The 13,827-nt window shown below is 28.6% G+C and carries 8 protein-coding genes and 2 pseudogenes; 3 read left to right on the top strand and 7 right to left on the bottom strand.

Translation table 11 applies throughout. From position 1 onward, the window contains the following. Positions 1-31: 31 nt before the first annotated feature. The 3 genes from DJ007_RS17300 to DJ007_RS05670 all read right to left on the bottom strand — a co-directional run bounded on the left by DJ007_RS17300 (position 32) and on the right by DJ007_RS05670 (position 3,001). Positions 32-355: an RNA methyltransferase substrate-binding domain-containing protein gene (locus DJ007_RS17300; RefSeq protein ID WP_240739306.1), complete on the bottom strand. Its 324-nt coding sequence runs from the start codon at positions 353-355 to the stop codon at positions 32-34. Further along, positions 356-778, bottom strand: a complete 423-nt coding sequence (locus DJ007_RS05675) for a Mini-ribonuclease 3 (protein WP_129408707.1) — start codon at positions 776-778, stop codon at positions 356-358. It abuts the gene before it with no gap. A 135-nt stretch (positions 779-913) separates the two neighbouring features. Next, positions 914-3,001, bottom strand: a complete 2,088-nt coding sequence (locus tag DJ007_RS05670; protein WP_129408706.1) for a HAMP domain-containing methyl-accepting chemotaxis protein — start codon at positions 2,999-3,001, stop codon at positions 914-916. Positions 3,002-3,271: 270 nt separating this feature from the next. Between DJ007_RS05670 and DJ007_RS05665 the strand changes: the two genes are divergently transcribed. Next, positions 3,272-5,383, top strand: coding sequence for a hypothetical protein (locus DJ007_RS05665; RefSeq protein WP_129408705.1), 2,112 nt, complete (start codon positions 3,272-3,274; stop codon positions 5,381-5,383). Positions 5,384-5,405: 22 nt separating this feature from the next. Beyond that, complete coding sequence (locus DJ007_RS18945; RefSeq protein ID WP_129408704.1) at positions 5,406-6,599, top strand: flagellin N-terminal helical domain-containing protein; 1,194 nt, start codon at positions 5,406-5,408, stop codon at positions 6,597-6,599. Between the two features lie 25 nt (positions 6,600-6,624). Here the strand turns inward: DJ007_RS18945 and DJ007_RS05655 are convergent, their stop codons facing one another. From DJ007_RS05655 to panC, 4 genes and pseudogenes are all read right to left on the bottom strand, one after another. Further along, positions 6,625-7,098: a chemotaxis protein CheW gene (locus tag DJ007_RS05655; protein WP_129408703.1), complete on the bottom strand. Its 474-nt coding sequence runs from the start codon at positions 7,096-7,098 to the stop codon at positions 6,625-6,627. Next, complete coding sequence (locus DJ007_RS05650; protein WP_206076141.1) at positions 7,088-8,035, bottom strand: methyl-accepting chemotaxis protein; 948 nt, start codon at positions 8,033-8,035, stop codon at positions 7,088-7,090. The genes DJ007_RS05655 and DJ007_RS05650 overlap by 11 nt, the downstream gene beginning before the upstream one ends. Before the next feature lie 342 nt (positions 8,036-8,377). Beyond that, a complete protein-coding gene (locus tag DJ007_RS05645; protein WP_129408701.1) occupies positions 8,378-8,824 on the bottom strand; it encodes a PDC sensor domain-containing protein in 447 nt (148 codons plus the stop codon). A gap of 145 nt (positions 8,825-8,969) precedes the next feature. Beyond that, positions 8,970-9,811, bottom strand: a pseudogene (gene panC, locus DJ007_RS05640) (pantoate--beta-alanine ligase). Between the two features lie 196 nt (positions 9,812-10,007). Here panC and DJ007_RS05635 point away from each other — a divergent pair. Next, a pseudogene (locus tag DJ007_RS05635) lies at positions 10,008-13,807 on the top strand (glucodextranase DOMON-like domain-containing protein). Positions 13,808-13,827: the final 20 nt, after the last annotated feature.

The following is a 13,827-nucleotide window of genomic DNA, read 5'->3' as shown; positions in this document are numbered from 1 at the left end:
AAATCGCTATTTGACGCAACAGCAGATCTGATTATTGCTCCAAAATTATGGGATCCTGTAGCTGGTCTAAAATAATAATTGTAGCATTTTCTTTTAAATTATCAATAATATCTTCCTCTGCATATTGAAATTCTTTACCAATATCAATTACCACACCTTGATGTTTTGATATGTTTACCATTCTCTGCAACACTTTATCTGGCGCAAATGAATAAGAATAATTATTTTTTTTAGCTAATTCAATTAGATTATTTAATGTTTTATCTGTTTTTTTGCTATCAGTAAAATATATATTTTTCACTGGATATCTGGCATTTATTATTTCCTTTAATACATTTCTGCCATAAACATACATCTATCCTCTCTCCTTTAATGCATTTTTTGATAATTCCAGTATTTCATTTAATCTTGTATAATCTTTTTTTAAAAATAAATAGCCGATTACAGTTTCAAATGCTGTAGCTTTTCGGTAATTTATATCATTACCCCTTTTTTTTGCACCTTTTGAATTTAATCCACGTTTATAAATAGAATTTTCTTCTTCCGTAAAGTTATTTATAATATTATCTACTATTTTTGATTGTGCTGTTGCACTAACATAATTTTTACTCTCATTATGCAATTTACCTGCTTTTTTTCTACCACTATCTATTATATAATTTATAAAATATAAATTTAACACAGCATCACCAATATAGGCAAATGTATCTACAGGAACTTCTTTTAAATCTATTATTTTGCTCTCAAATAATTTGCCTAAAGCATCAAATTCATTCATTACTTATCTCCTTTCAAAACTTCCGCGAAGCATTTCCACTTCGCGGAAGTTTTCGGACTAAATATTATTTATAATAATTCTTATTCCTAAAACACTTCGCGCAGCGAAGCGTTTTTAAACCCGCTCTATTTATAATTATATCTTAAATTTCTTTATTAACTCCATTAATGATTGTGATAACTTATTTCCTTCCTCTGCAGATTCATTCACCTGATGCGAACTTTGTGTTTGCTGTTCAATTGCTAAAACCATATGTTTAACCTGATCTGATATTTCATTAATAACTTTTGAAATTCTATCCATAGCTGCAGCCATTTCTTCTGTTGAAGCACTCTGTTCTTCTGCTGCAGATGAGAGTTCATGAACTTTCATGTTCATCTCTTCTACTTTATCCAAAATTAATTTAAATTGTGAAACAACATTTTCAGATTCAACATCAATATCCTTTATTATATTTACTACTTTATTTGTTGCTTCATTTGCACTTAAGGCTCCCTCTTTAACAGATATTAATATTTTTGCTATTTCTTCTGTTGATGCCTTACTCTGTTCGGCTAATTTTCTTATTTCATCAGCAACTACTGCAAATCCTTTTCCAGCTTCACCAGCTCTTGCTGCTTCTATTGCCGCATTCAATGCCAATAAGTTTGTTTGCTCTGTAATTTGATTTATAGTTTCAACAATACTACCTATATTTTGAACTTTTTCTGATAAACTGTTTACCTTTTCCTGAGTATTATTTGATTCCTTTACTGCATTTTCCACTATTTCGACTATTCTATTTACGGATTTTTCCCCATTTAAAGCTGCTTCAGATGTTTCATTTGCCTTATAAGATAACTCCTCTGCATTTGTTGATATCATTTGAGCAGAACTTGCAACTTCTTCTACTCCTGAAGATACCTCTTCTACAGAGGCAGATGCGTCTTCTGTATTAGACTCAATAATTCTTGATTGTGATGCAAGGTCATCCGAAATAACGTTTTGCTCTTCTGATACTGAAGCCAATGTATCTGATGACAATGATAATTTATTAGAAGCTTCATATATTAACTTCATTGAATCTCTTAAATCATTCGCCATATTATCTAAAACCTGCGCCATTTGTGAAATTTCATCTTTTCCTTTCATTGAAAAGTTAATGGTTAAATCTCCTTTACCAAATGCTTTAATTTTTTTCATTAATTCCTTAATTGGTTTTACAATATTAGCAATAATTGCCCATCCAAAAATAATAGAAATAATAATACCCAATCCTATTGAAGATAGAACTACAATTAACGCTTTTTGAGCTTTAGAAATTGCTTCATTCCCTTTCTGAATAGCCTCAACTTTGTTATAATCAACTATTTTCTTCAATACATTGGCCATATCCTCGAAAAGCGGTAAATTTACGTTTAAACTTTGCTCAGCCATCAGTTCTTTCAGTTTTAATGATTCATCAGCAATCTGATTTATTGTTTCAAATGTGTCAAATATATTTTCAAGATATGGTATAAGAGAATTATTATATACTCTCTGCATTAAAACAATTTGCTTTTCATTTTTTTTCTTTATAACAAGATTAATTGTTTTAGCTGTTTTCAAAAAACCCTCATTATACTTTTTCATATCAACAAACATATCTGCTAAATAGTCATTTTCTGTTTGATAGTTTTCAAGCCATTTACCAAAAGCACTTTTTCGTGGATTTAATTCCTCATTAAATGGTTCTTTTTCTAAAATAGCTTTTTCTATAATCCAGGCTAATCTGTATAATTCACTTTCATATGTTTTTATATCTAATTTTAAAGTTTTAGGGTCCAGTATTTTGGTTTCATCTAATTTTTTGGATATTTCCATAAAACTTGCATGTGCACTTTCCCAGGCATGTAATTTATTTTTATACTCTTTCCAGTATTTTGCTTCTTCGGTATTTAAATTAAACTTTTCATATTCTTTAATCAATTTATTAATTGAATCCCATGTTTCACTTATTTTTTGATATTCATTATCTCTTAATTGCTGATCTGTTAGTCCTAATAATGCCATTTCAGACTTTTCAATAGATGTTTGTAATTGATATAACGATAGTATTTCTTGAACTTTAGGCAAATTATCATTTGCAATATTTAAAACATAATTTTTTATATTATTGGTAGATATCAATCCTAAAGTTCCTATAATAACAGCTATTAACACTATTACAGAAAATCCAAAAATAATTTTTGATTTAATGCTCATCTTAGCACCTCCTGGTTAGTTAAAAAAATATTTACTATTATTTCATCAATAAAATTATAAATTCTCTACATTTTGAATTATATACTTTTATGATTAAAATTCCAAAATAGATTATAAAGAAATACTAACATTTGCATTTAAAAATCATACCTTAATTCAGAAATATTCAAATAAATTCACAATTCATATATTTTAAATATTTTACACTTTTAGGAATTTTATTTCTTTCAAAGAATGATAAATTGAAAGATTATTCCATGGAGGGATTTTATGAAAAATATATCCTATTTGATAATTATCTTATTATTATTTATTTTATCCTCATGTTTAAAACCTGTTGAATCGAGATTCAAAATAACCGTTGAAATCTCTTTTTCATCACAAACAAAAACAATAATGAATAAAGATATTAATGAAGCAAAAGGTGAAGTTATATTAAGATTGGATTCACCACTTGCCAATATTGGCCAGGCCTATTTAAATATAGCAAATACTGATAATAATAAAAATATAAGAACAATTGAATTAAAAGCCATAAACGAAAACACGCTTTCTGGAAATTTCGAATTAACAGAACCAGGAAAATATGAAATTCAGGGAATTTTTTCCATAGGCGGAGAAAACTATACAAGTAAAAATAAATTATATATTAATGTTTACGACTACAAAAAAGAACTGGAACCAGTCTTGAAATTCAAAAACATAGAAACAGGTAAAGTATTGGAAAATAACACTTATGACCCTTACAGGAACTATGCCATTCTAGTCAATGTTGATTCTGACATTGTGTATAATAGTGATTTTTTTTATAAAATCTATTTTGATAATAATCTGGTAGAAAATGGAACTATAAAGAATAAAACTTTCGAATCAACACCACTCTTTTTCCAGAAGAAAAAACATATTATCTCTGTAGAAATATATGATGGTACCAATAATGGTTTTGGAAGAACAACTGTAGAATTAAACCCAAAAAATATAGACACGTCATTTAATTTGATTTCCGAATTACATAAAGGTTCTTATGATGGTCCTACTATAACTAATGATTCAACTTTAACTACTATCGATCCTATTTATGTAATAACAAATGTGAAGGAAAATTATACCTTACCTGCATCGTATTTGTATATATTCTCAGATAAAGATGGAGAAATAATTAAAGAATACACTGATAAGCTTCATTTTAAATATGGTCCTATTTATCTGAATAATGGAGATAATTCTTTAAAATTCTACGTAAAAAATTTAATTACAAATGATTCAACAGAAATATCTTTTGATTTAAAAGTGGAAAAATATGAAGAATTCATTGCAAATCTGGAACTATATAAAAAGGACTATATGGATAGAGATTTAAAAATCGAGGTAAACAGTGAAATAACAAATCGCGACCCTGTTTATTTTAAATCTGTTATAAACAAAAAATATGATTTTTCAAATGAGTTAAATTACTCATTTTTACTAAAAAAGGATGGAATTGATTATAAGAAACTGGATATAACTACAAATAGCACTATTCTTGAAACGAATACTATGTATCTGGACCCTGGTAATTATGAATTAACTCTTACAATTACAAAACCAGATACAAATTATACTAAAAAGCTTTATAAAACATTTAAAGTAATAAAAACTATAAATAATTTTAACCTTAATTATTCTTTAATTCAAAAAAATTCAGATGAAAGTACTAATTTATATTATTTACCTGAAAAAATATACGTAGATCCAGAATCAACCCAGTTGAATGATTTTGACATGGTCTTTAATATCGATGCAAACTATACATATCCATCTACCTACATATATGCAATAAATATAAATGACAATGAACTATTTAGATCAAATCCTGTTCAAACAAGAAATTATAAATATACATCATTTGAATTTCCAAAAGGACATAATTATATTACAATTTTTGCCACGGACACTGAAAATAATTATTCCGTTTCTAAAAATTTTGAAGTATTGGTAAAAGAACATAATCCACCTAAATTATTTAAAGTTTCAATTGAAGGAACTACTGTATATTCAACAGAAAGCACATCGGATTTCTATAAGCTATATATAAGTTCTCCTATAGTTAACCCAACAATAAGCATCGAATTTTATGATGAATCAGAAATAGTTCCAAAAGATGCTATAAATATAAGTTTAACTATTTTTGAAAATAATACAAATAAAACAATAAATATCCCTTTATCGAATCAGACAAATAAACATATTAAGTTTTTTGGAGTTTTAAAGGATATAACTCTTGACTCATCACAAACATGGGAATTTAAAATAGATCCTTCTCAAATAGTTGATGAATTTGGAAATACATATGCAAATGAATTCGAAAACATACAATATACAGTTATTTTTAAAACAAAATAACATAAACATGGAGGTGTAGTTTATGAGAATTTACCACAACATGGAAGCATTAAATGCGTGGAGGACTCTATCCAATGTAAAGGGTAGTATGGGAAAAACATTAGAAAAACTTTCTTCTGGTTTAAGAATCAATAGAGCTGCTGATGATGCTGCGGGATTGGCAATATCAGAAAAAATGAGAAACCAGATAAAAGGACTTGATAAAGCCATCAAAAATGCTCAGGATGCAGTATCGATGATTCAAACTGCTGAAGGTGCTTTAGATGAAGTTCATTCTATTTTAAAACGTATGAGAGAATTAGCTGTCCAATCGTCTACAGAAACAAATACCGATGCTGATAGGGATCAACTACAAAATGAGTTTAAAGAATTAAGAGATGAAATTGACAGAATTGCTAAAACAACACAATTTAATACAAAAAATTTATTGGATGGTTCAATAAAAGGAACAAGAACTGCTGAAGCAAAAATTGTAGCACCAGGCTCTGCCCACTTTGCAGTTGGTGCATATTCATCTAATATTACAGCAAGTGGAAATATAATCATTGAAGTTGGACAGTTTACAGGTGGTGCAACATCACAACTCGATGTAAAAATATCAAGAATTGATTCAAATGGTATTGCTCAGGTAACTATTACAAGTGTAACTTTATCAGGCTCAGCTGTTGCCGTTACCTTAAGCGGTGGAACAGCTACAGTAAGAATCGAATGGGATTCAAATCAGATTGCAAAAATAGCTGATTACGGTGGGACTTTGGCATCAGGAACAAAAGTTGATGGTGGTTCTATAGCTGTATATGGAAATATAACCTCTAATGTTGATCCTATAAAATTCCATATTGGTGCAAATGAAGGGCAGATCATTTCACTTGGGTTCGAAAGTATGAAGGCTGACGATTTAGGTATTACATCTCATGTAAAAATCGATTCACAAAGCGATGCTGAATTTGCCATTAGCGCTTTAGATGCAGCTATTTATAAAGTTTCAGCATTCAGGGCGAAATTAGGTGCTTCTCAAAATAGATTGGAACATACAATCAAAAACTTAGGTGTTGCTGAAGAAAACTTAACAGCTGCTGAAAGTCGTATCAGAGATGCTGATATGGCAAAAGAGATGGCGGAATATACTAAACAACAAATTTTACTTCAAAGTGGTACTGCTATGTTGTCTCAGGCAAACCAATTACCTCAACAGGTTACACAACTTTTAAGATAAAAAATCCGGTCTATGACCGGATTTTTTATTCTTCGTTACTTTTTATTATTTTTTCTGCATTGATAACAAGAACTATATCACCATTGAAAGAAAAAATTTTATCAACAAAATAAAAATCCTGCAGTTCTTCCCCTGCATTATTTAAGGCTCCCTTATCTATAGGAATAATATCTATTACTTCTCTTGTAAAAAAACCATAATTTTTTTTATCATAAACAAAATTTATTACATACATGTTTTTATTATAATCCTGATATTCATCTTTTAATAATCTTTTCAAATCGATTAAAGTAATTGGCTGATTATCTTTGTTAATAACCCCTATAATATAATCAGGAGTATTGGGTAATTCTTTTTTTTCTAAGCTTGGGATAATTTCTTTTACAATATCTGTCTTTAATCCATATAATATATTTTCTACTTTAAATATAACATAATAATCAATTTTATCTTTAAGTAAGATAATTTTTTTTAGTGATTTAAATGGATTAGTCTTCATCTAATTCACTTCCTGCTTCCTCTTTTTTTTCAATTTCTTCTAATTTTTTGAATATTTCCTCTAAATTTTTAGGTGCTTTTTTTGACATAAATATTCTTTTTAATTCTTCATAATTCTTTTCAATTTCTTTAAAATTATCTACAATATTTTCCATAATTGTTTTATTTTTGTTAGTAATTAACTTTAATAAATTAAGAGCATTTTTCACCTGAGCAGAGGATATTGAATATTCTTTAATAAAGTTCTCTATATCTTTGTAATTAGAAGAAACCCTTCTTATTTCAAATATATTAGAGTCTATAGCTTTGAATAAATCGTCAAGCGTACTTTTATATTCATTTAAATTTTCTATTATGTGCAATATATGTGAATGTGTTTTAGAATTATAATCTTTTAAAACATAAGACATATCTCTCATATCCGCAGCAATTACTGCAAAAGTTAAGGAACTTTTTTCTTTTGAAGCTTCTAACGCTGCATTTAAGGATAATATTTCTGCTCTAAAAGATAAATCACTGACTTTTTCGGAAATTTCTGTTATTTTAGAAATTAATTCAGAAAAATATGAAATTTTTGCTTTTGATTTTAATAAATTGTGGCGTAACTCTTCAAGCTCTTTGTCATAAGAAGACAGTTTATTTTTAAAATTTTCAGAAACATTTTGAGAATCATTTACAGATTGAGAGATTGCCTCAAATGTCTTTGATAATTTTTCGATAGTTTCATTTTCTTCATTTAGCCGTGAGATTTCTTCTTTAATTAAATTATCGGTTTGATTAATATTGCCTTCTAATTTATATATTTGATTAGAAAATGAATTGAAGTTTTCCTTTAAATTCATAGCCATTAATTGCAAATTATCTGAAAAATCAATAAACATAGGTTCTTTGATATTTATTTCTATCTTATCAAAATTCATTTCATTAAGCTTCTTCATTTCGTTTTTCATTAAATTAATAGAATTATAGAATCTTTTTCTTATAATTATATGATTAAAAAGAATTTCAAAAAATATAAGCACTGCTAAAAAAACAAATCCAATAAGATAATATCTGGTAAAATCAGGGTAATTAATCTTTTTTCAATATAAAAACCTATTTTCCAATTTATAGAATTAATAGGACTAACAAATAATAAATAATCTTTTTATTCTTTTTTGTTTCCAAAAATCCATTTGAGTTTTTTAAATCACGAATTATATTATCTCTGAAATTTTTTGCAAATGTTCCTGAATTAATACTTCCGTCATTATTAACACTAAAATAAGTCCCAAGGTTGTCTATAAAAATATATTTCCTTCTCTTTTAAATTTAAATGCATTTGAATCCAGAAAAAATTTTTTAAGGTTTAAAGCACCTCCAAAAATATACTTTTTTCCATCAATATAATGTTTAATTACCAATATTATTGCAGCATCACCTGAAATTTTAGATGTAAAAATATCACTAATAGCCCATTCTTTATCATTTGTAAAAATTTCCTGAAAATATCTGTATCTGGATATATTGGTGAAAATATTTGAACTTGAAATACTTTCACCATCAGAATTTGCTATAAAAAACTCTTCAAATTCCGGATATGATTTTAATTGCTTTTTTAAGTTTTTTAGAACTTCACCTGTTTCTGTTGAATTATATGAAAAATTCTTTGGCATTATCTCTAATTTTCTTACTTCATTTTCAAAATAAAGAGATATATAATTTCCTTTTTCATTTAAATTATTCATTATACTCTCTGAAATAGGCTCAGAAATGTTTCTCCAAATTCGTTTTGAAAAAAATATATTATAGTAAACATTGATATACTCAAAAGTATAATCGATACTATATTCAACATTCCCTTCATAGATATCTTAGACATTTATATCTCCCCTATCCTAAAATTACATTATCTATCAATCGTGCCTTACCTACAAAAGCAGCAACTGCTACTAATACTTTATTTTCAATAATATTTACATTTTCCAGATTATATTCATCCACTATTTCTATATAATCTACTTTAACCAGAGGATTTTCATTGAATATTTTTCGCATCTCTGCTTTTATAATATTTGCATTACGTTCACCATTTTCATATAATTCTTTTGCTTTTTTCAATGATTTGCTTAATGCCAGAGCCTGCTTTCTTTCCTCTGAATTCAAATATATATTTCTTGAACTCATTGCAAGTCCATCTTCTTCTCTTATTATTGGCATTTCAACCATTTCAACATCCATATTTAAATCATTAACCATCTTTCTAAGAACTCTGAATTGTTGAGCATCTTTTTGACCAAAATAAGCTCTTGTAGGTCTTATTATATTGAATAGTTTTGTAACTATAGTTGTCACTCCTCTAAAATGCCCTGGCCTTGATTTACCACAGAGAACTTTTGTTAATTTTATCTCTTCCACATATGTTGAATGATCTTTTGAATACATCTCGTTTACATCTGGATGAAAAATATAATCAACATTATATGGTTTTAATAATTCCATATCTCTATTTAAATCCCTTGGATATCTATCAAAATCTTCATTTGGACCAAATTGAGTTGGATTTACAAAAATACTTACAACAACTATATCATTATCTTTTCTCGCCTGTTCCACCAAAGATAAATGACCTTTATGTAAATATCCCATAGTTGGAACAAAACCTATACTTTTTCCTTCTTTAATCATTTTATTTCTAATTTTTTCATTTCAGCTATACTATTTATTAAATTCATTTAATCCCTCCATTCTCTTATTTCTAAAAGAATTTTACCACATCTTAAAAGTTTTTCAAAAACACTATTATTGTAAATATGTTTTTTATTAAAAACTTGAAATTTAAGCATATATTAGTGTATAATCTTAACTGAGTATATATATATAATTACAAACACAAAAATCTTAAACTTTTAAAAGGGGGTTAAGAAACTCATGCAGAAACATTTTTCAAAACTTTTTATGGTTTTCATTTTATCAGTATTATCTATTTTCTTGATTAGTTGTGGTGCTCAACAAAGTTCACCGACACCGGAAGCTCCTTTAATCAATAAGGTTGCACCAGAAAATACAAAAGAAGCAACAAGTGTCCAAAAACCTGTTACACAAACTTCAACAGAAACACAATCTGATCTTGTTACCTTAACCTTTAAAGTAACATTACCTTCAGACACGCCAAAGGACGAAAAAATTTATATTGTCGGGTCATTTAATGATTGGAACCCTGGTGATGAAAATTATGTTCTGAAAAGAAAAGATAATATTGGAACTATTACTTTAAATGTAGAAAAAGATAGTGAATTTGAATATAAATATACACGTGGTGACTGGGGAACCGTAGAAAAAGACGAAAAAGGTGGTGAAATTGCTAACAGAAAAGTTGTAGCAGATAAAAGTAAAACAATAGAAGACACCGTTGAAAGCTGGGCAGATATACCTGCTGAAATTAAAACAAAGGCCCAACCTGGAGAAAAAGCTGTCATTACATTTGAAGTAACATTACCTTCAAACACACCATCATCTGACAATATTTATATTGTTGGTAATTTCAATAATTGGGATCCAGGGCAGCTTGTAATGGATAGAAATGGGAATATAGCTACATATAAACTGGAAATCGAAGTTGGAAAAAGATTAGAATATAAATATACCAGAGGAAATTGGGATACTGTTGAAAAAGATGAAAAGGGTGAAGAAATATCAAATAGAGTTGTAATAGTTGAGGATATAGATCAAATACAAAAAGATACAGTTGCATCATGGAGAGACATACCACCTGAAGCTTCTTTAGAAAATGTAAGCGAAGTTCCAGAAATAAAAAACGTTACTGATGAAGCTATTGAAAATTTCTTATCCAAAATTCCTAAAGGCGATGATAATAAAGAACCTTTGAAAGTAGCAATAGTATGGCATCATCATCAACCTTCATATAAAATTCCTGGTGATTTAAATGCTGAAATGCCATGGGTAAGAGCTCATGCCGTAAATGACTATCCATATATGGCAGATTTAGTTGAAAATTACTTAACAAGTGGAAAAGTCACATTTAATATTACTCCTGTATTATTAATTCAATTAATGGACTACGTAAACAATGGAGCTAAAGACAAATACTTAGAATTATCATTAAAAAATAATTTAACCGATGAAGAAAAAGAATTTGTAAAATGGCACTTCTTTGATATTAACCCACAATTTATTGACTCACACCCAAGATATGCAGAATTAAGAGAAAAGAGAGATAAAAATGAAGAATTTACCTCTCAAGACTGGCTGGATTTAAAAGTAGCATGGAATTTATATTGGATAAACATCGATTATATCAATAGCGATAAAAAATTAAAAGCTCTGGTAGAAAAAGATAGAAACTATACAAAAGAAGATTTAGAATATGTAATATCAAAACATTATGAATTAATGTCACAAATTGTAGAAAAATATAAAAAATTATGGAATGAAGGAAAAGTTGAATTAACAACAACACCATATTATCATCCAATATTACCATTATTAGTTGACATGGGATGGCCAGAAGATGCTAAAGCCCAAATTAAAAGAGGATTAGAATATTTCACATCAATATTTGGTAGAAAACCTGTAGGAATGTGGCCATCTGAACAGGCTGTTAGCTCTCCACTTGTTCCTATGTTCGCAGAGAATGGCGTAAAATGGATAATTACAGATAAACAAATCTTACAAAAGGCTGGAATTAATACAGGTGATCCACATAAATTATATAAACCTTATAAAGTAACTATCGATGGAAAAAGTGTATATGTATTTTTCAGAGATACAGATTTATCAGATAGAATTGGTTTTAAATATTCAAATATGACAAAAGAAGGTGCAGTAAAAGACTTTTTACAAACTCTTCATAATATACAAAAATTAAATGACGAAGGAGATATGATTGTTACTGTTGCTCTTGACGGTGAAAATGCCTGGGAACATTATCCAAATAATGGTAATGATTTCAGAAAATTATTCTATCAAGCTCTTTCAAATGATCCATATATCGAATTAGTTACTCCAGAAGAATATATAGAAAATTATGGAGTTAAAGGTAAATTAAATCAATTACCTAAAGGCTCATGGGTTGGTGGAAGTTTAGACACATGGTATGGTGAAAAGGAAGAAAATGAAGGTTGGGAAAGATTAGCCCAGGCAAGAAAAGTATTAATGGAAAATAAAGATAAACTAACCGATGAAGAATTTAAAAAAGCGTTAGATATATTATATGCTGCCGAGGGAAGTGATTGGTTCTGGTGGTATGGAAGTGACCAGGACGCAGGACCTAACGAAGTATTATTTGATATGCAATTTAAAAAACTATTAATTCAATTATATAGAATGGCAAAAATTCCAGAAGACAAGATTCCAGGATATCTATTTATAGCTAATAAAAAGCCTTCTATGGCTTCAAAAGGAAATATTGGTAAAGTTGAAATAACATTGGATGGTATTATAGATGATAAAGAAATGTCAAAGAGCGGATATTTTGCTGATGATGATTCAGGAATAATGTATAAAGAAGGAGACTTAATTTCTGGCTTTTATGTCGGAAGAGACAATTCAAATATTTATGTTGCAGTAGAACTTAAAAAATCTATAAATGAATTAGCTGGAAAACCATATAAATTAGAAATCTATACTGATATGCCAAATGCAAAAAAATTAAATACAAGAACTGCTTATTCAAAAAGTGGTGAACAAATCACAGACTTAGGTTTTGCTCTGGCAAAAAGGTTTAGCTTTAACCTTCAAAAATATCCGAAAAAAAGTGATTTATATTACTATAATGCAAGTGGTACAGAAAGATGGATGATTGCAGGTAAAAAACCGGGATATATAGCTTCAAAAGAAAACGTTGTTGAATTTAAAATTCCATTTGATTTAATCGGCATAAAAAGTGGTGATGAATTTAATTTAGCAGTAGTAATGGCTTATACGGAAAAAGGAAACTCTGGTGATGTAGACTTTGCTCCTAATTCTGGACCTGTTCATGTTACGATTCCTAAAGAAATAGGAGGAAAATTGATAAAAACATTTGAAGATCCAATTGGTGATGAAGATGGCCCAGGAGGTTATACATATCCTAAAGATGGAGCATTCAAACCTTATAAAGGTTTATGGGATATGGAATGGGTTAAAGTTTATGATGCAGAAGACTCATTGGTATTTAAATTCAAATTTGGTGAAATGACAAATCCATGGGGAGCACCTAAAGGCTTTTCACATCAATTAATAAACATTTATTTAGATACCAAAAATGGTGGGTTAACAAGGACATATAAAGATGGTGCAAGAGTGCAATTTGACTCAAACCATCCATGGGATTATTTTATCAAAGTAGCTGGCTGGCCAAGTTATGGTCAATTATTGGCAACATCAGATGATCAGGAATTACCAGAAGGCGTACAGGTAGAAGCAGATCCTGGAGAAAAAATTGTAACTGTAATAGTAATGAAAAAATTCTTGAATATAGAAAATAACAAAATATATGCTTACTTTATAGTAGGTTCTCAGGATGGATACGGCGCTGATCATTATAGAGCAATTACCCAGAAAATACACAATGGACCCTTGGAGGCTATCCAGCAAACGCAGGAGACTACGGACCATATGTTCTTGACATAATAGTTCCAGAAGGATATGACCAACATAAAGTATTATCAAGTTATGATGCATCACAGGAAAAATACGCAACATTAGTTCCAGTAGAAATAGACTTTTAAATAAGAACTCTGGCTAATTG

Origin of the sequence: Marinitoga lauensis (assembly GCF_004135675.1) — a bacterium.
Classification (GTDB): Bacteria; Thermotogota; Thermotogae; order Petrotogales; family Petrotogaceae; genus Marinitoga; species Marinitoga lauensis.
The sequence above is the reverse complement of the archived record's forward strand: the minus strand, read 5'-3'. Positions and strand labels throughout refer to the sequence as shown.

Bases quoted from the DNA above. Each gene is read 5' to 3' on its own strand.
- DJ007_RS17300 (WP_240739306.1), bottom strand. From the start codon at position 355: ATGTATGTTTATGGCAGAAATGTATTAAAGGAAATAATAAATGCCAGA.
- DJ007_RS05675 (WP_129408707.1), bottom strand. From the start codon at position 778: ATGAATGAATTTGATGCTTTAGGCAAATTATTTGAGAGCAAAATAATA.
- DJ007_RS05670 (WP_129408706.1), bottom strand. From the start codon at position 3,001: ATGAGCATTAAATCAAAAATTATTTTTGGATTTTCTGTAATAGTGTTA.
- DJ007_RS05665 (WP_129408705.1), top strand. From the start codon at position 3,272: ATGAAAAATATATCCTATTTGATAATTATCTTATTATTATTTATTTTA.
- DJ007_RS18945 (WP_129408704.1), top strand. From the start codon at position 5,406: ATGAGAATTTACCACAACATGGAAGCATTAAATGCGTGGAGGACTCTA.
- DJ007_RS05655 (WP_129408703.1), bottom strand. From the start codon at position 7,098: ATGAAGACTAATCCATTTAAATCACTAAAAAAAATTATCTTACTTAAA.
- DJ007_RS05650 (WP_206076141.1), bottom strand. From the start codon at position 8,035: ATGAAGAAGCTTAATGAAATGAATTTTGATAAGATAGAAATAAATATC.
- DJ007_RS05645 (WP_129408701.1), bottom strand. From the start codon at position 8,824: ATGAATAATTTAAATGAAAAAGGAAATTATATATCTCTTTATTTTGAA.